This window comes from Streptomyces geranii (genome assembly GCF_002954775.1).
Classification (GTDB): domain Bacteria; phylum Actinomycetota; class Actinomycetes; order Streptomycetales; family Streptomycetaceae; genus Streptomyces; species Streptomyces geranii.
On the sequence record NZ_PJME01000090.1, the window covers coordinates 1 to 17,666 of the forward strand.

Annotated in this window: 16 protein-coding genes and 1 rRNA gene; 3 read left to right on the forward strand and 14 right to left on the reverse strand. The window is 68.8% G+C overall.

What is annotated here, in order from left to right; all coding sequences use genetic code 11:
* Window positions 1-93: 93 nt before the first annotated feature.
* From CW359_RS44060 to CW359_RS44080, 5 genes are all read right to left on the reverse strand, one after another.
* On the reverse strand, window positions 94-1,800 hold the full coding sequence (locus tag CW359_RS44060) for a bifunctional uroporphyrinogen-III C-methyltransferase/uroporphyrinogen-III synthase (RefSeq protein WP_105975898.1): 1,707 nt from the start codon (window positions 1,798-1,800) through the stop codon (window positions 94-96).
* A complete protein-coding gene (gene hemC, locus CW359_RS44065; protein WP_105975899.1) occupies window positions 1,797-2,792 on the reverse strand; it encodes a hydroxymethylbilane synthase in 996 nt (331 codons plus the stop codon). Before hemC ends, CW359_RS44060 begins: the two co-directional genes overlap by 4 nt.
* Window positions 2,789-4,555 carry a glutamyl-tRNA reductase gene (locus CW359_RS44070; protein ID WP_105975900.1) on the reverse strand — a complete coding sequence of 589 codons (1,767 nt, stop codon included), beginning with the start codon at window positions 4,553-4,555 and terminating at the stop codon, window positions 2,789-2,791. Before CW359_RS44070 ends, hemC begins: the two co-directional genes overlap by 4 nt.
* Complete coding sequence (locus tag CW359_RS44075; RefSeq protein ID WP_105975901.1) at window positions 4,552-5,397, reverse strand: redox-sensing transcriptional repressor Rex; 846 nt, start codon at window positions 5,395-5,397, stop codon at window positions 4,552-4,554. Before CW359_RS44075 ends, CW359_RS44070 begins: the two co-directional genes overlap by 4 nt.
* A 346-nt stretch (window positions 5,398-5,743) precedes the next feature.
* A complete protein-coding gene (locus tag CW359_RS44080; protein ID WP_105975902.1) occupies window positions 5,744-6,040 on the reverse strand; it encodes a glutaredoxin family protein in 297 nt (98 codons plus the stop codon).
* 102 nt (window positions 6,041-6,142) lie between these two features.
* Here CW359_RS44080 and CW359_RS44085 point away from each other — a divergent pair, with 102 nt between their 5' ends.
* From CW359_RS44085 to CW359_RS44095, 3 genes are all read left to right on the forward strand, one after another.
* Window positions 6,143-7,096 (forward strand): HAD family hydrolase, encoded by a 954-nt coding sequence (locus tag CW359_RS44085; protein WP_105975903.1) that lies wholly within the window; start codon window positions 6,143-6,145, stop codon window positions 7,094-7,096.
* Window positions 7,097-7,706: 610 nt separating this feature from the next.
* Window positions 7,707-8,483 (forward strand): ECF subfamily RNA polymerase sigma factor, BldN family, encoded by a 777-nt coding sequence (locus tag CW359_RS44090; RefSeq protein WP_105975904.1) that lies wholly within the window; start codon window positions 7,707-7,709, stop codon window positions 8,481-8,483.
* 314 nt (window positions 8,484-8,797) lie between these two features.
* On the forward strand, window positions 8,798-10,108 hold the full coding sequence (locus CW359_RS44095; protein WP_105975905.1) for a DUF5667 domain-containing protein: 1,311 nt from the start codon (window positions 8,798-8,800) through the stop codon (window positions 10,106-10,108).
* Between the two features lie 97 nt (window positions 10,109-10,205).
* Here the strand turns inward: CW359_RS44095 and CW359_RS44100 are convergent, their stop codons facing one another.
* From CW359_RS44100 to rrf, 9 genes are all read right to left on the reverse strand, one after another.
* A complete protein-coding gene (locus CW359_RS44100) occupies window positions 10,206-11,324 on the reverse strand; it encodes a lysophospholipid acyltransferase family protein (protein WP_105975906.1) in 1,119 nt (372 codons plus the stop codon).
* A gap of 58 nt (window positions 11,325-11,382) precedes the next feature.
* Entirely contained in the window at window positions 11,383-12,471 is a 1,089-nt protein-coding gene (locus CW359_RS44105; RefSeq protein WP_105975907.1) for an NAD-dependent epimerase/dehydratase family protein, read from the reverse strand.
* Between the two features lie 156 nt (window positions 12,472-12,627).
* The gene (locus tag CW359_RS44110) at window positions 12,628-12,726 is read right to left on the reverse strand and encodes a 30S ribosomal protein bS22 (protein ID WP_003948845.1); all 99 of its coding nucleotides are present in this window, start codon (window positions 12,724-12,726) and stop codon (window positions 12,628-12,630) included.
* A 160-nt stretch (window positions 12,727-12,886) separates the two neighbouring features.
* Window positions 12,887-13,099: a helix-turn-helix domain-containing protein gene (locus CW359_RS44115; RefSeq protein ID WP_004984898.1), complete on the reverse strand. Its 213-nt coding sequence runs from the start codon at window positions 13,097-13,099 to the stop codon at window positions 12,887-12,889.
* Window positions 13,100-13,229: 130 nt separating this feature from the next.
* Window positions 13,230-14,045 (reverse strand): phosphatase, encoded by an 816-nt coding sequence (locus CW359_RS44120; protein ID WP_105975911.1) that lies wholly within the window; start codon window positions 14,043-14,045, stop codon window positions 13,230-13,232.
* A gap of 350 nt (window positions 14,046-14,395) precedes the next feature.
* On the reverse strand, window positions 14,396-15,571 hold the full coding sequence (locus tag CW359_RS44125) for an acetoin utilization protein AcuC (protein WP_105975908.1): 1,176 nt from the start codon (window positions 15,569-15,571) through the stop codon (window positions 14,396-14,398).
* Window positions 15,522-16,754, reverse strand: coding sequence for an MFS transporter (locus CW359_RS44130; protein ID WP_105975909.1), 1,233 nt, complete (start codon window positions 16,752-16,754; stop codon window positions 15,522-15,524). Before CW359_RS44130 ends, CW359_RS44125 begins: the two co-directional genes overlap by 50 nt.
* A 23-nt stretch (window positions 16,755-16,777) precedes the next feature.
* Window positions 16,778-17,473: an HAD family hydrolase gene (locus CW359_RS44135; protein ID WP_105975910.1), complete on the reverse strand. Its 696-nt coding sequence runs from the start codon at window positions 17,471-17,473 to the stop codon at window positions 16,778-16,780.
* Window positions 17,474-17,547: 74 nt separating this feature from the next.
* Window positions 17,548-17,664, reverse strand: a 5S ribosomal RNA gene (gene rrf / locus CW359_RS44140).
* Window positions 17,665-17,666 lie beyond the last annotated feature (2 nt).

The following is a 17,666-nucleotide window of genomic DNA, read 5'->3' on the forward strand; positions in this document are numbered from 1 at the left end:
CCCCCCAAGGATGGGAACGGGTAGGGGCGGCGGGGGCGAAGAAAAACCCACCCCCACCGCCCCGCACCCTCCCCGTCCCCCTAGCCCCAACCCCTACGTACTCCGCCGCCTCCGAGCCCCCGGCCGCCGCTCGCTGGGCCGAGTAACCGGATCCCCGGACTCCACAGCAGAAGCCCTCCGCCGCAGCCCGAAGTCCGCCAACGCCTCGGCCAGCTTGTGCACGGACGGCTCCGGAGCCATCACGTCCACCCGCAGCCCATGCTCCTCAGCGGTCTTCGCCGTAGCAGGCCCGATACACGCGATCACCGTCACGTTATGAGGCTTACCGGCAATACCCACAAGGTTCCGCACAGTGGAGGACGACGTGAAGAGAACGGCATCGAAGCCACCCCCCTTGATCGCCTCCCGAGTCTCCTGCGGCGGCGGCGACGCCCGCACGGTCCGGTAGGCCGTGACGTCATCCACCTCCCACCCCAGCTCGATCAGCCCCGCCACCAACGTCTCCGTGGCGATATCGGCCCGAGGCAGGAAAACACGGTCGATCGGATCGAACACCGGGTCGTACGGCGGCCAGTCCTCAAGCAGCCCAGCAGCGGACTGCTCCCCGCTCGGCACCAGATCCGGCTTCACACCGAACGCGACCAACGCCTTGGCGGTCTGTTCGCCCACCGCAGCGACCTTGATCCCGGCAAAAGCACGAGCATCAAGCCCGTACTCCTCGAACTTCTCCCGAACAGCCTTGACCGCGTTCACCGACGTGAAAGCGATCCACTCGTACCGCCCGGTCACGAGCCCCTTGACAGCCCGCTCCATCTGCTGAGGCGTCCGAGGCGGCTCGACGGCGATCGTCGGCACCTCGTGCGGGACAGCACCGTACGACCGCAGCTGGTCGGAGAGCGTCGCCGACTGCTCCTTCGTGCGCGGCACCAGCACCCGCCACCCGAACAGCGGCTTGCTCTCGAACCACGACAACTGCTCCCGCTGAGCGGCGGCGGACCGCTCACCGACGACGGCTATCACCGGCCGGCCACCTTCGGGCGACGGCAGCACCTTGCCCTGCTTGAACACCTGGGCGATGGTCCCGAGCGTCGCGGACCAGGTCCGCTGCCGAGTCGTCGTACCCGCAACCGTCACGGTCAACGGCGTATCAGGCTTACGCCCGGCGGCGACCAACTCGCCGGCAGCCGAAGCCACGGAATCGAGAGTGGTCGAAACAACGACCGTCCCGTCCGAAGCCCCGACCTCGGTCCAGCACCGATCCGAGGCCGTCCGCGCGTCGACGAACCGAACGTCCGCCCCCTGCGCGTCCCGCAGCGGAACACCCGCGTACGCGGGCACCCCCACCGCAGCCGCGACCCCGGGAACCACCTCGAAGGGAACCCCCGCGCGGGCGCACGCGAGCATCTCCCCGGCGGCGTACGTGTCGAGCCCGGGGTCCCCGGACACCGCACGCACCACCCGCCTGCCGCCCCGTGCGGCCTCCATGACAAGATGTGCGGCATCCCGCACAGCGGGTACACCAGCGGTCGTCGACGTGCCGTCAACCACCGCTAGCTGGGGCGTGCCTGTACCTGGATATGTGCTGCCGATAGGCATGTCCAATTCGGTGTTGAGTACTGCGACGCCCTGTCTGGCGTGGGCGCGTACGACGTCGAGCACCTCGTGCTCGGCGACCAGTACGTCCGCGTTCGCCAGCGCCTCGACGGCGCGCAGAGTCAGTAGTCCCGGATCCCCGGGTCCGGCACCAAGAAAGGTGACGTGCCCGTGTTCCGGACCGGCGGGAAGGGTGGTGGGGCTCACTGTGCTCGCTCCCCCATCAGACCGGCCGCGCCCTTGGCAAGCATCTCGGCTGCGAGTTCACGGCCGAGCGCCATTGCTTGGTCGTACGTCTCGGGCACGGGACCGGTGGTGGACAGCTGCACCAGCGTCGAGCCGTCGGTCGTGCCGACGACGCCGCGCAGGCGCATCTCCTTGACAATCTGCCCGTCGGCCAGCAGGTCGGCCAGCGCGCCCACAGGGGCGCTGCAACCGGCCTCCAGGGCGGCGAGCAGTGACCGTTCGGCGGTCACGGCGGCCCGGGTGTACGGGTCGTCGAGCTCGCCGAGTGCCGCGATCAGGTCGGAGTCGTGGGAGGTGTTCCCCGCTCTGCACTCGATCGCCAGGGCCCCTTGGCCAGGGGCAGGCAGAACCATGTCGACCGACAGGAAGTCGGTCACCTCGTCGGCGCGTCCGATGCGGTTGAGCCCCGCCGCGGCCAGGACGACGGCATCCAGCTCGCCGTTGCGCACGAACCCGATCCGGGTGTCGACGTTCCCGCGGACGGGCACGACCTCGACATCGAGCCCATGGGCACGCGCGTACGAGTTCAGCTGGGCCGTGCGCCGGGTCGACCCCGTCCCGATGCGCGCGCCGCGCGGCAGGTCGGTGAACTTGAGGTCGTCGCGCGCCACCAGCACGTCACGCGGATCCTCGCGCTCCGGTACAGCGGCCAGCACCAGGCCCTCGGGCTGCGCGGTCGGCAGGTCCTTCAGCGAGTGCACCGCGAAGTCGACCTCACCCCGCAGCAGCGCGTCCCGCAGCGCGGTCACGAAGACCCCCGTGCCGCCGATCTGGGCGAGGTCCTCACGGGACACATCGCCGTACGTCGTGATCTCGACGAGCTGGACGGGCCGCCCGGTCAGCCTTCTCACGGCCTCGGCGACCTGCCCGGACTGGGCCAGGGCGAGTTGACTCCGCCTGGTCCCGAGTCTCAGCGCCCCTTGTCCCGGCGCCACTTGTACTGGCTCACTCATGCTCGCCCTCGGCTCTCGGCATGGTCGTCTTCGTTGTCCGCGTCGTTCGCGTTGTTCGCGTCGTCCGCCCGGGACACGGAGGCGACCGTCTCCTGGTCGAGGTCGAACAGGGTGCGCAGCGCGTCCGCGTACCCGGCACCGCCGGGCTCGGCCGCGAGCTGCTTGACCCGTACGGTCGGCGCGTGCAGCAGCTTGTCGACCACACGCTTCACGGTCTGGGTGATCTCGGCCCGGTGCTTCTCGTCGAGCCCGGGCAGCCGCCCGTCGAGCCGGGCGATCTCACCAGCGACGACATCGGCGGCCATGGCGCGCAGCGCGACGACGGTGGGCGTGATGTGCGCGGCCCGCAGAGCGGCCCCGAAGGCGGCGACCTCGTCGGCGACGATCCGCCGTACCTGGTCGACATCGACGGCCATCGGAGCGTCCGCCGAGGCCTCGGCCAGCGACTCGATGTCCACGAGCCGCACCCCGGCCAGCCGATGCACGGCGGCGTCGATGTCCCGGGGCATGGCGAGGTCGAGCAGGGAGAGCACAGGAGCGGGCCTCGGCACACCGACGACCACCTCGGGCCGCCGCCGCTCGGGAATCCGCCCGACTACGGCCGCGGTACGGGCGAGCGCGGCGATGACCTCACGGTCGTCGTCCGGCGTACGACGGCCCGCGTCCCGCCGGTCGACGGTCCCGTTGTCCACCCAGGCGGCGTGCTGCTCCAGGGTCGCCGCGTCCATCCCGGCGACGGCGGCCTCCCCCATCACGGAGAACCCGGCCGACTCCTGCACGGCCTGCCCGGCGGTCGGATCCAGCGGACACCCGTCCTCGGTGCCCAGGCTGGTGGGCGGCAGCACCGTCCGTACGTCACTCGTCACGGTCGTACGAGGGGACAGCCCGGCTCTGTCGGCGGCCGGCACCCGGCCCTCGACGGCCGCCGCGACGGTCTCGGCGGTGAGGACGAGCCCCGTCGCGCCGGTACAGGAAACGGCTATATCGGCACGTGTCAGCTCGAACGGCACCGACTCCATCGGAACCGCCCGGGCGGAGACGGCCGTGTCGGCGCCGTCGTACCCCTCGTCCTCGATGATCCGGGCGAGCCGCTCGGCGCGGTCCGGGGTGCGGTTGGCGACGACGATCTCGGCGACCCCGAGCCGCGCGAGCGTGGCGGCGGCCAGCGAGGACATCGACCCGGCACCGATGACCAGGGCCTTCTTGCCCGCGGCCCAGGACTCGACGGAAACCCCGGCTCCGGCCAGCTGCTGGAGCCCGAAGGTGACGAGGGACTGCCCCGCCCGGTCGATGCCGGTCTCGGAGTGGGCGCGCTTGCCGACCCGCAGGCCCTGCTGGAAGAGGTCGTTCAGCAGCCGCCCGGCGGAGTGCAGATCCTGGGCGAGGGCGAGCGAGTCCTTGATCTGCCCGATGACCTGACCCTCCCCGACGACCATGGAGTCGAGCCCACAGGCGACGGAGAAGAGATGGTGGACGGCCCGGTCCTCGTAGTGCACGTACAAGTACGGAGTGAGTTCGTCGAGTCCCACCCCGCTGTGCTGGGCGAGCAGCGTCGACAGCTCGGCGACACCGGCGTGGAACTTGTCCACGTCCGCGTACAGCTCGATGCGGTTGCAGGTGGCGAGCACGGCGGCCTCGGCGGCAGGCTCGGCGGCGACGGTGTCCTGAAGCAACTTGATCTGCGCGTCCTGGGACAGCGCGGCCCGCTCCAGGACGCTGACCGGAGCGCTGCGGTGACTCAGCCCGACGACGAGAAGACTCATGCCGGCATCACGGCGGGAACGTCCCCGTCAGACCCTTTGCCGTTACCACCGCTGCTACCGCTACCACCGGCACTGCCACTGCCACTGCCGTCGGCGGGGGCCCGCCTCTTGGCCGCGACGGCCACGGCGACGACGTCGGCCTCCGCAGCGGCCTCGGCAGCCTCACCGGCTTCGATCGCCTCGCCGGCCTTGCGCTGCTCATGGAAGGCGAGGATCTGCAGCTCGATCGAAAGATCGACCTTGCGTACGTCGACACCGTCCGGAACGGTCAGGACGGTGGGCGCGAAGTTCAGAATGGACGTGACACCGGCGGCGACGAGCCGATCGCAGACAGGCTGAGCGGCACCGGCGGGAGTGGCGATTACGCCAATGGACACGCCGTTGTCCGCGATGATCCTTTCCAGATCATCGGAGTGCTGCACCGGAATACCGGCGACGGGCTTTCCCGCCATCGCGGGATCGGCGTCGATGAGGGCGGCCACCCGGAATCCACGGGAGGCGAAGCCGCCGTAGTTCGCGAGGGCGGCGCCGAGATTACCGATACCGACGATCACTACCGGCCAGTCCTGGGTCAGCCCCAGCTCACGCGAGATCTGATAGACGAGATACTCGACGTCGTACCCCACACCACGTGTCCCATAGGAGCCGAGGTAGGAGAAGTCCTTGCGCAGCTTCGCGGAGTTGACGCCCGCGGCGGCGGCGAGTTCCTCGGAGGAGACCGTGGGCACCGAGCGCTCCGACAGTCCGGTCAGGGCACGGAGGTACAGCGGAAGCCTGGCGACGGTGGCCTCGGGAATCCCTCGGCTGCGGGTCGCCGGTCGGTGAGTTCGGCCAGTTGCCACGGTGCTCCTGCGGGTAGCGCGGGGCTGCAGGCGGTCACACGTACCTAGACCGCCCCGTCGAATGCAGGCTATGTCTTTGTGAACGCGTGCACAAAGATGGTGTCCGATTTGCCCGGCCAACGTGACCGGGGTCACGCACCTCCGGCACACGCGTATGGAACCGGCACACAAGCACCGCCGTCCCACGTCGCCACAGACACCATTGGGGGGCAAAACCTCACACACTCCTCATGAATCCCGCCCCCGAGATCTGAACCGCCCCCGATCCTAAGCGACTTTCCGGACCACCTGGACTGCTCAGTCAGCACTTGGTCAGAACTCGACCACTCGGTAATCGACCGGGAATCTATGTGAGGGCTTTGCGAAGACGTTCTTCGTTGACGCGCCAGAAGGTGTGCTGGGCCCCGTCGATGAGCACGACGGGGATCTGTTCCCAGTACTGGCGGTGGAGTTCTTCGTCCTGAGTGATGTCCTTCTGCTCCCAGGACACCCCAAGATCGGCACACACCTTCTCGACAACTCCCTGTGCGTCATCACACAAATGACACCCGGGCTTCCGGATGAGCGTGACGAGCCGTGACTGCCGGGACTCGGGGGAGGCAGGGGAAGCGGGGGACCCGCTGCGCCGAAAGAGGGGACTCATGAACCCATTGTCCCGCTTGTTTAACGGTGCGGTCGCGGAGAGTTCACAGCCTCCAAACCTCTCGACTCCGGAACCACCGAACAAACTGGCTATGCTCACGCCATGGCCGCTCTCGGATGGCTCACTCCCCGTAGGCGCTCCGCCACCGCGCGGAGCGTGTTGGCAGGCGAGGCCTCGGCGGAGGCAGCGCGCAAATCCTCCCAGGAGCTGGAGGAACTCACTCCTGCCCCGGCCCAGCCGGGCACCGAGGAGAAGGAGAAGGAACCGGCGTTCCCGGTTCTCGGCGACGACAGGGCCGCGGCCTTCTTCGACCTGGACAACACGGTCATGCAGGGCGCCGCGATCTTCCACTTCGGCCGGGGCCTGTACAAACGCAAGTTCTTCGAGACCCGCGACCTGTACCGATTCGCCTGGCAGCAGGCGTGGTTCAGGCTGGCGGGCGTAGAGGACCCCGAGCACATGCAGGACGCCCGCGACTCGGCACTCTCGATCGTCAAGGGCCACAGGGTCTCCGAGTTGATGTCGATCGGCGAGGAGATCTACGACGAGTACATGGCGGAACGCATCTGGCCGGGCACCCGGGCGTTGGCCCAAGCGCACCTGGACGCAGGCCAAAAGGTCTGGCTGGTAACAGCAGCACCCGTCGAGATCGCCACAGTGATCGCCCGCCGCCTGGGCCTGACGGGCGCGTTGGGCACGGTGGCGGAGTCGGTGGACGGCGTGTACACGGGCAAGTTGGTGGGAGAACCCCTGCACGGCCCGGCAAAAGCGGAGGCGGTACGTGCGCTGGCGACGGCGGAGGGCCTGATCCTGCCCCGCTGCGCGGCGTACAGCGACTCCCACAACGACATCCCGATGCTGTCATTGGTGGGCCACCCCTACGCGATCAACCCGGACGCCAAACTCCGCAAACACGCCCGCCAACTGGACTGGCGCCTACGGGACTACCGCACAGGCCGAAAGGCAGCGAAGGTAGGCATCCCGGCTGCAGCGGGCGTAGGAGCTGTAGCAGGCGGCACAGCAGCAGCAATCGCCCTACACCGCCGCCGCCGCTAACGCTCCGCGAGGAACGGTCCGCCCCAGCACAGCCCTACTTCCCACCCACCCGCCCTGACTGCCACTCCAGCACAGGCCCGGGCACCCCACCTTGCCCGGCGCGCCCAAGGCCAAGGTCCGCCCAGCACAGCCCTGCTTCCCACCCACCCGCCCTGACTGGCGCTTCAGCACACGCTCGGGCCCTTTGGTCCGCCCGGCGTTCAGCGACGCCCCACCCTCCCCACCCCCGGCCGGCACCCCCAGCCCGTCCGGCGCCTGAGGACAAAGCGGGGGTCCGGGGGCGGCAGCCCCCAGGGATGGGAACGGGTAGGGGCGGCGGGGCGAAAACAGATTTTCGGGCCGTCGTACCCCCGTACCCCCCACCCGACCACAACACGCCCCGACCAGACCTCAACTCGCCCCCAATCGATCAACAACCTGTCACACTGCGGCACTTGAACAGGCGCCAATAGGTAACAGAAGCGACGTAATCGATGATTTGAGCAACCGGGTGTAGCAGTGCCTGTACGAAGCGTTATTCTCCTCAGACGCAAACCGGTACCCCTCCGTCGCCACGACGGGTGAACGGTCCCGCACTGCACGTGATGGAAGCTCTGCCTCTGGGAGTCCCGTGTACCCACACGTCGGGGTTGACGCCTCGGGCCTGGCTACGCTGCGCGCAACGGTCCTAGACCTGTTGCGCGGCTTCGTCCCCACCGCGTACGCCGTACCCGCATTCGCCACCGCCGCACCACTCGGCCCGTGCTACGCCCTGGCCGACGGCACCGCCGCGGTCGGCCGACGAGGCCGCGCCGCCGGCACCGGCGCCGCCACCGCCCGCCGCCCCGCCGCCGACAGCGACAGCGCCCGCATGATGGACCTTGTCGAACGCGCACAGGCCGGCGAGGCCGACGCCTTCGGCCGCCTCTACGACCAGTACAGCGACACCGTGTACCGGTACATCTACTACCGGGTGGGTGGAAAGGCCACCGCCGAGGACCTGACGAGCGAGACGTTCCTGCGCGCCCTGCGCCGCATCGGAACCTTCACCTGGCAGGGCCGCGACTTCGGTGCGTGGCTCGTCACCATCGCCCGCAACCTCGTCGCCGACCACTTCAAGTCCAGCCGTTTCCGGCTCGAAGTGACCACCGGCGAGATGCTCGACGCCAACGAGGTCGAGCGTTCACCGGAGGACTCCGTCCTGGAGTCCCTCTCGAACGCCGCTCTCCTCGACGCCGTACGACGCCTCAATCCCCAGCAGCAGGAGTGTGTGACCCTGCGCTTCCTCCAGGGACTGTCCGTCGCCGAGACCGCCCGCGTCATGGGCAAGAACGAGGGTGCGATCAAGACCCTCCAGTACCGCGCCGTCCGCACCCTCGCCCGGCTCCTCCCGGAAGACGCGCGCTGACGGTAGGTACGACTACCGTAAGAACGCGAGGAAGCACCCTGGGTCAATCCGCACCACACCCCCAGGGCCGATCAGCGACCCTCCGCGACCGTCTGCGATGCTCAACTCACTTTCAGTGAAAGTCCGTTGAGTTCGCGGTCCGATCATCCGCCGTCCGTAACCCAAGTGCCGCGCCACTCGTTGTGCGGGATACAGGCTCCCTGTGGTCACTCCCTGGCCGTCTCCGATCACCCGATCGTGTGGACGTGGTCAGGGCGTGCAACCCTCAGGACCCCCTGGGGAGTCGACCGTCATGACGAGAGGAGGTGCCGCCAGTGATCGCGAACGTTTCGGCGCACCGGCGGGCGAACGCCTTCGCCCAGGCCCTGGAGGAGCTGTCCGACCGGGACTCGGCGGCAGAGCAGTCCGACGGACCGGCACCGGGCCCCGACCCGGAGCCGCCCCAGGCTGCCGCGGAACCGACGGACCACCAGGCGGACCACAGGGCGGAACGCGCCGAACCAAACCGTCTGCTGGCCCTCGCGACCGGTCTCGGCGAGCTGCCGAAGCCCGTGCTCGACCCCGCGGTCAAGGTCGTCCACCGGGCCCAGCTGGTGGCCGCGATGGAGGCCATGCTGCGGGACGGCACGGTGCCGGGAGGCGAGGCGTCGAACCCTTTGGTGCCCGAGCAGCGCTCCCGCGCCCGGGGCGCCCACCGGGCGAGCGGGCTGGGGAAGTTGCGACCGCGCTCACGGCTCACGAAGGGCCTCGCCGCGGGCGGACTCAGCGTGGGCGTGGCCGCGGGAGCCTTCGGCGGTGTTGCCGCCGCCAGCTCCGACGCCCTGCCCGGTGACTCGCTCTACGGCCTCAAGCGCGGCATCGAGGACGTCAAGCTGAACTACCTGGCCGAAGGCGACAGCGAGCGGGGCCAGGTCTACCTCGACCAGGCCTCGACCAGGCTCAGCGAGGCCCGCCGCCTCATGGAGCGCGACCGCGCGGGCCAGCTGGACCACGAGTCGCTCGGCGAGATCCGCCGCGCCCTGTCCGGCATGCGGCACGACGCCTCGGAAGGCCACCGCCTGCTGCACGAGGCGTACGAGCGCGACCCGGACTCCCTCGGCCCCATCCAGGCCCTGGACGCCTTCTCCCGCTCCCACCGCGAGGCCTGGGGCGCCCTGCGCGACCGCCTCCCGGTCCAGCTCGGCGATGTGAGCCAGGAGGTCTCCTCGGTCTTCGACGCCATAGACCAAGAGGTCGCCCCCCTCCAGTCCATGCTGCCCAAGCCCCCCGCCAAGAGCGGCCCGGGCGGCGGCGGTGCGGGCGGCGGCCAACGCCAGGGCTCGGGCACGGAGTCGGGCACGGGTTCCGCCGGCACCGACCGGTCGGCAGCGCCCAGCGACACCGGCGCCGACACCGGCGAGGGCCGCGAGACCGGCAGCGGCAACCCGAAGCCGTCCACCTCCGGCACGACCGACGACGGCCTCCTCGGCGGCAACACCGGCGGCCTCCTCGACCCGCCCCAGGACACCGGTGGTACGGCGACCCCGACCCCCACCCCGTCCATCGCCGAACCGGACGTCACGCTGCCCCCGCTCCTCCCGGGCCTCCTGCCCGGCCTGGGCATCGACAGCGAGGACGCGAGCTAGAACAGCGCCAGACGGTACGACAGTTGGGGGCGCCCTTCGCAGGAAGGGCGCCCCCAACCACGTACAGGAACCCTCACGGGAACCCTCGCAGGAGCCCTCAGAAGAAGACCGACCGGCGCTGTACGAGCAGCTTGTACAGCGTGTGCTGGATCTGTTCCCTGACCTGGTCCGTCAGGTTGAACATCAGCATCGGGTCCTCGGCCGCCTCCGGCGGGTAGCCGTCCGTGCGGATCGGCTCGCCGAACTGGATCGTCCACTTGGTGGGGAGCGGCAGCGCTCCCAGCGGGCCGAGCCAGGGGAAGGTCGGGGTGATCGGGAAGTACGGGAAGCCCAGCACCCGGGCCAGCGTCTTGGCGTTGCCGATCATCGGGTAGATCTCCTCCGCCCCGACGATCGAGCACGGGATGATCGGAGCGCCCTGCCGCAGGGCCGTCGAGACGAAGCCGCCGCGGCCGAAGCGCTGGAGCTTGTACCGCTCGCTGAAGGGCTTCCCGATGCCCTTGAAGCCCTCCGGCATCACACCCACCAGTTCGCCGCGCTCCAGGAGCCGTTCGGCGTCCTCGGCGCAGGCCAGGGTGTGACCGGCCTTGCGGGCCAGTTCGTTGACCACCGGCAGCATGAAGACCAGGTCCGCCGCGAGGAGCCGTAGATGGCGGCCCTCCGGGTGGTTGTCGTGCACGCCGACCTGCATCATCAGGCCGTCCAGCGGGAGCGTCCCGGAGTGGTTGGCGACGATCAGGGCGCCGCCCTCCGACGGGATGTTCTCGATGCCCTTGACCTCGACCCGGAAGTACTTCTCGTACAGCGGGCGCACCAGCGACATCAGGACCTGGTCGGTCAGTTCGGCGTCGTAGCCGAACTCGTCGACCTCGTAGTCACCGGTGAGCCGGCGCCGCAGGAAGGACAGTCCGCCCGCGACCCGCCGCTCCAGGCCGCCGACGACACCGCCACCGGCCGACGACGACTGATCGCCAGGCAGCCCGGAGTGGTCCTGCGACTCCTGGGTCGGCTGGGGCTGCTGGGACGGCTGTTGCTCTCGTGTCACTCGAACATCATCCTGCGGGCGGGCCCGTCCCGGCAGGGGCTGGACCTCACGTACCACCGCCGATTCGCCCTTGCGCCGACCGCCGCCCGCGCCCCGGCGGCGCGACGGCCGCGTGGCGGAGCCCGCGCGGGACCTGTCGTCGTCGAACGGAATGACCTTGGCATCCGCCATCGTTGATGCGCTCCTCGGTTGGCGCTCTGCGTAGGTTGAGACCTTCTGGCCGTCTCCGTCAGGTCGCTGTCGTGGGTGTCACAGTTGTCGTGGCCGGGGTACGGCCGCCGCCCGGGAAGGGTGCGAAGGGCAGCGCGGCGATCCGGTCGACGGCCCCCACGAGGGCCTCCGGCGGCAGCAGACCGGGACCGCGGACCCGGGCGAAGTCCGTGAACGTCTCGGCCGTCGTGAACTTCGGCTGGAAGCCCAGGGTCTCGCGCATCTGGTTCGTCGCGACGACCCTGCCGTGCGTGAGCAGCCGGATCTGCTCGGGCGAGAAGTCCGTCATGCCCAGCGTACGCACCAGCGAGCCGGCCCAGGTGACGGCGGGCAGCAGCAGGGGCACGGTGGGCCGCCCGAGCCGCCGCGAACACTGCGACAGCAGCAGCACCCCGTCGCCGGCGATGTTGAACGTCCCGCTGTTGAGCGTGCCGCGCGCCGGGTCGTGCGAGGCGATGCGCAGCACCTCGATCACATCGTCCTCGTGCACGAACTGGAGCCGCGGGTCGTAGCCGAACACGGTCGGCAGCACCGGCAGCCCGAAGTACTGGGCGAGCGGCGAGTCCGCGGTCGGCCCCAGGATGTTGGCGAACCGCAGCACGCACACGGCCACATCGGGCCGCCGCCGCGCGAACCCCCGCACATACCCCTCGACCTCGACCGCGTCCTTCGCGAAGCCGCCACTGGGCAGCGACTTGGGCGTGGTGGTCTCGGTGAAGACGGCGGGATCACGAGGAGCGGAGCCATAGACGTTCGTACTGGACTTCACGACCAGCCGCTTCACGGTCGGCGACTTCTGGCAGGCGCCCAGCAGCTGCATGGTGCCGATGACGTTGGTCTCCTTGACCGTGGTCCGGCTGCCGCTGCCCAGCGCGATGCCCGTGACATCCATGTGGACGACGGTGTCGGCGTTCGTCTCGGCCAGCACCCGCGCGATGGTGGGCTGCCGGATGTCCGCCTGGATGAAGTCGGCGCCGCCCAGGTGGTGCTCGGGCGGCACGGCGTCCACGGCGATGACCCGGTCGACCTGCGGGTCGCGCTGGATCCGCCGTACGAACCGGCCTCCCAGCTGGCGGGCCACTCCGGTCACGAGCACGACCTTGCCCAAGATCAGCGCCTTCCTTCGGTGTGTGGAGCCCAACCTAGCGGGTCGGTGTTGCGCTGTGATGACCGCCCGATGCACGAAGTCACTGTGGCCCCCCACCGAATACCGGTGGGGGGCCACAGCAGGCACTGCTCAGTCGCAACCAGTCGTTGCTACTGCCTACTTCTTGTTGCGACGCTGAACACGCGTGCGCTTCAGCAGCTTGCGGTGCTTCTTCTTAGCCATCCGCTTGCGCCGCTTCTTGATAACAGAGCCCACGACTACCCTCGCTCACTTCTCATCACTCGGCGTTGGGCGCCATGGGCCCATACGACCTACAAGGGGCCAGCCTACCCGTCCGAGCGCTGAGGTCGTAATCGAGGACAACCGAGGAGATCAGGGGGACCTCACGGTCCCCTTCCGCCCCCCTCGACCGCCGTCAGGCTGTCTCCACCCCCACATAGCTCTCGCGGAGGTACTCGTGAACCGCTTGCTCGGGGACGCGGAAGGACCGCCCCACCCGAATCGCGGGCAGATGACCGCTGTGCACCAACCGGTACACGGTCATCTTCGACACTCGCATCACCGAGGCGACTTCCGCCACGGTAAGGAACTGAACCTCGTTCAGAGGCCTCTCGCCAGCTGCAGCCATGACACACCTGAACCTTCCGCACTCGACTGGCCACCGGCTTCCCCTTCCGGTGACTCTTCGTCGCTGCGTGCTCACTCCCCAATGTAGGGGCGGGTGATGCGAGTGGGGAAGAGGTGCACCCATCAACGGCCTACTGTGACAGACACGCTCGATTGAGTACGTAGCGGGTAAGCGGCCGGTAGTAATCAGACCGCACAGCGTCATCAAGTGGAACGACGACGGACACGACTCCCTCGGCCTCCCCCACGAAGAGCGCGGGGTCATCGGTATCGGCCAGCCCAATGGCCTCAAACCCCAGCTGACCTGCACCGCAGACCCACCCGTGGTCCCCGATCACCAGCTCGGGCAGCACCCCGCCGGCGTCGGCGACAGCACTCAGAACGGTCCGAACCGGGAGGGGTGAGTGCGTGTGTGCGCCCGGCTCACGCCCGGCGGCCAGGAGGCCCGGTTCACGGACGAGCGCGACTCCTCGTACGTAGTCAAGGTTGTGCGTGCGTAGACCGAACCGGGTCGTTATGTCGACAGAGCTACCCTGCGCCGGGGTGAGTACGGCACATCCCGCCGCCGACAGGGCGTCCGCGAGCGCGGCGTAGAAACCGAGCAGCCGGTGCGGGTGACCGGTGCCGAGCAGTACGGGTGCCTGCTTCCGGGCGACTGCGGAGAGTCGCCCGGCGAAGGCGTCCAGGGCGACGAGGGTCCGCTCGGGATCGATCACATCGCACCCGGAGGTGACGTACGGATCACCGGAAACCCCGCACCTGTCGGCCATCAGCCCGATCAAGTCCCGCACCGGCCAGGCCGACTCGGGATCGAGCCCGATGGTGACGCGAGGATCCCGAGCGGCAAAGAGCCGATAACTCCGCAGACTGACCTCCCGAGAGGTAGCCACACTCCCAGCAAGCCGAGCGGCCAGCAAATGGGCCCGCAGGTCCCCAACACTCAACACCCGCCCGATGCTGCCGGACACCCCACCCTGCCACCCCGAAAACCCGAGGAACACCGCACGGTCGGAGCAACGGGACGACGACAGGACCAGGGGCCCTCTGACCTCCCCCACCACTATCAACGCAAGGCCCACGCACCCCAGGCCGCCTTTTCCCGCCCACCCACCCGTTTACCGCCCACCAACCAGCGGGGGTCGAGGGCACCTTCAGCACCGGCGGCTTCCAGCACCGGTCGGCACCACTCAGCCCGTCCGGCGCTTGAGGACAAAGCGGGGGTCCGGGGGCGGCAGCCCCCAGGGATGGGAACGGGTAGGGGCGGCGGGGGCGAGAAAAACCCGCCCTAAGCCAGCCCTTAAGCCAACAACCCCCGCAACGGAAAAACCGCCCGCCGAGCAGCCAGAACCGCCTGGTCCAACCGATCCGCAGGGTCGTACCCCGCCTCCCACCCCACATACTCCACCGGCCACCGCCCATCAGTCATCCGAGCCGGCGCCAACTGCCGAGTACGAGCGAAAACCTCCTGCCGCCACCCCTCAGGAATCACCGCCCCAGGCTCAACATCCCGCCCGGCAGCAATAGCCACCAGATGCGTCCAGGACCGCGGCACAACCTCCACCACCGCGTACCCACCCCCACCCAGAGCCACCCACTTCCCCCCGGCGTACTCATGCGCAAGCTCATGACAGGCAACCTGAACAGCCCGCTGCGCATCCAACGACACCGCGAGATGAGCGAGCGGATCCTCGAAGTGCGTATCGGCCCCATGCTGAGTGACCAACACCTGCGGCCGGAAATCAGCGATCAGCTCAGGCACCACCGCGTGGAACGCCCGCAACCACCCCGCGTCCCCGGTCCCCGCCGGCAACGCGACATTGACGGCACTACCCTCCGCAGCCCCCGCCGCCCCCGTCTCCTCAGGCCACCCGGTCTGCGGAAACAACGTACGCGGATGCTCATGCAGCGAGATCGTCAGAACCCGAGGATCCTCCCAGAACGCGGCCTGGACCCCGTCCCCGTGATGCACGTCGACATCCACGTAAGCAACGCGCTCGGCCCCCAGCTCCAACAACCGAGCAATGGCCAACGAGGCGTCGTTGTAGATACAGAACCCGGAAGCCCCCCCAGGCATCGCATGATGCAACCCACCGGCGAAGTTCACCGCATGCAGGGCCTCCCCGCCCCACACAGCCTCCGCAGCGCCCACAGACTGCCCGGCGATCAAAGCGGACACCTCATGCATCCCGGCAAAGGCAGGATCATCAACAGTCCCCAGCCCATACGCCGAGTCAGCCGCCCCCGGATCAACCGAGGCAGCCTTCACCGCCTCGATGTAGTCCTCACGATGCACAAGCCGCAAGGTCGACTCCCCGGCCGGCTTCGCCGAGACGACCTCCACGTCCCGGTCGAGCCCGAAGGCATCGACAAGTCGCCGGGTCAGGGCCAGCCGGACCGGATCCATCGGATGGTCCGGCCCGAAGTCATACCCCGTTACTGCCTCGTCCCACATCAGCTGTGCGCGCCCGCTCATGCCCGTCACCGTATCGGGCCGGTCCAGGATCGAACGACCCCGCGTACCTCAACGTCACCAGGACCAACACCATCGGTACGAGCATGGCCCCGCGGTAGCTCCACAGATCACCCAGCGCCCCCACGAGAGGCGAACCGACCAGGAACCCGACGTAGTTGAAGATGTTGAGCCGGGCGACAGCGGCATCCGAGGCCCCCGGGAACAACCGCCCGGCGGCAGCGAAGGTCTGCGGCACGATCACACACAACCCGAGCCCCAGCAAGGTGAACCCGAGCATCCCGACCCACGCGCCCGGCGCCACGGCCACCACCGCGAACCCCAGCGCGGCCACCAACGCCCCGGCCCGTACGACGGCCACGGCTCCGAATCGCCGCACCCCGAGGTCCCCGATGGCCCGCCCGACCAGCGTGGTCACCATGTACACGTTGTACGGCACGGTAGCGAGCTGCTCAGAACTCCCCAGCACGTCCTGCAGATACTTCGCACTCCAGTTGGAGACAGTCGAGTCCCCGATATAGGCGAAGGTCATCACCAGGCACAGCGGCAGAAGCATCTTGAAGACGATGCCCCCAGAGGCACCACCCGCATCCCCCGCCCCGCCCGGAACGCTGTCCTCCTTCTCCTCACCGGCATCGACATACCACCGGCTCCCGACAAAGGCGGCCGGCAACAACACAACGACGACAGGCAGATAGGAAACAAACAGATCAAGATGCCAGTGCGCCCCGGCCCAGGCCAGCGAAGCCCCAAGAATCCCCCCGAGGCTGTACACGGCATGAAACCCGAGCATGATGCTGCGCCCGTACGCCCGCTGCAGACTCACCCCGAGCATGTTCATCGACGCGTCGAGCGCACCGACGGCCAGCCCGAACGCCCCCAGCGACACAGCCACTTCGACCAACTGGTCCCCGGCCCCGACACCGAGCAGCGCCAGCAGTACGACGGGCTGCGACCACCTCAGTACGACGCTGGGCGGCACCCGCTTCACCAGCTGCTCGGTGCAGACGCTGCCGACCCCGGCCAGCACCGGCACGGCGGCCAGGAAGGCGGGCAGCAGCGCGTCGGATATCCCGTACCGGTCCTGGATGGCCGGGATGCGTGTCACAAGCAGGGCAAAGGCAACGCCCTGGGCAAAGAAGCTGAAGGCCAGCGAGGCTCTGCCGCGCCGCAGCACATCTGTCATGGCGGCGAGCGTAGGGCCCAGGCTTACCCGTGGGTAGATGAATCAGAAGATGAATTTCCCTCATCTTCTGCGCGACCCACCAGCAGCTCACCCAACTCACCCATGTCACCGAAGAGCCGAGTGGCCCCGACGAGCCGCTCAGCAGGGGTCATGGCGGTGAACCCGAGCACATCCATCCCGGCGGCGACAGCGGCCCGCACCCCCAGCGGACTGTCCTCCACGACCACACACCGCCCGGCCGGCACCCCCATCCGCTCGGCCGCGTGCAGAAACAGATCGGGCGCCGGCTTCCCCCGCCCCACATCCTCCGCGCTGAAGACCCGCCCACTCTCGAACCACCCCGCAAGCCCGGTGCTCCGATGCCCGACCCGAATCCGCGCATGACTCCCGGAGGAGGCCACGCAGTACGGCACCCCGTCAGCCCGCAACCTCTCCAGCACCTCGACCACACCACCCACCGGCTTCAACTCCCGCTCGAAGGCGGCGAACACCCGAGCATGAAAGACATCATCGAAGTCGTCCGGCAACCGCCGCCCACTCCGCTCCTCGACCAGATCGTGTACGCGGTGCATGGCGGAGCCCATGTAGTCGCGGAGGGAGTCCTCGTAGGAGGTCGGATGCCCCAGCTCGGTGAGATAGGCGGCCAGGAGCGTGTTGGAGATCGACTCACTGTCGACGAGCACACCGTCGTTGTCGAAGATGACGAGGTCATAGCGCATGACAAGGACCCTAAATAACTCCGGAAACGCAGAAAACCCCCGCACTCGAAAGTGCGGGGGTTTTCCCAATATTTGTTCGGCGGTGTCCTACTCTCCCACAGGGTCCCCCCTGCAGTACCATCGGCGCTGTAAGGCTTAGCTTCCGGGTTCGGAATGTAACCGGGCGTTTCCCTCACGCTATGACCACCGAAAC

Excerpts from the sequence above, each read along its gene's own strand:
- CW359_RS44085 (WP_105975903.1), top strand. The coding sequence starts at position 6,143 with ATGGCCGCTCTCGGATGGCTCACTCCCCGTAGGCGCTCCGCCACCGCG.
- CW359_RS44115 (WP_004984898.1), bottom strand. The coding sequence starts at position 13,099 with ATGGCTGCAGCTGGCGAGAGGCCTCTGAACGAGGTTCAGTTCCTTACC.
- CW359_RS44080 (WP_105975902.1), bottom strand. The coding sequence starts at position 6,040 with ATGAGTCCCCTCTTTCGGCGCAGCGGGTCCCCCGCTTCCCCTGCCTCC.
- CW359_RS44130 (WP_105975909.1), bottom strand. The coding sequence starts at position 16,754 with ATGACAGATGTGCTGCGGCGCGGCAGAGCCTCGCTGGCCTTCAGCTTC.
- CW359_RS44100 (WP_105975906.1), bottom strand. The coding sequence starts at position 11,324 with ATGGCGGATGCCAAGGTCATTCCGTTCGACGACGACAGGTCCCGCGCG.
- CW359_RS44070 (WP_105975900.1), bottom strand. The coding sequence starts at position 4,555 with ATGAGTCTTCTCGTCGTCGGGCTGAGTCACCGCAGCGCTCCGGTCAGC.
- hemC (WP_105975899.1), bottom strand. The coding sequence starts at position 2,792 with ATGAGTGAGCCAGTACAAGTGGCGCCGGGACAAGGGGCGCTGAGACTC.
- CW359_RS44135 (WP_105975910.1), bottom strand. The coding sequence starts at position 17,473 with ATGCGCTATGACCTCGTCATCTTCGACAACGACGGTGTGCTCGTCGAC.
- CW359_RS44125 (WP_105975908.1), bottom strand. The coding sequence starts at position 15,571 with ATGAGCGGGCGCGCACAGCTGATGTGGGACGAGGCAGTAACGGGGTAT.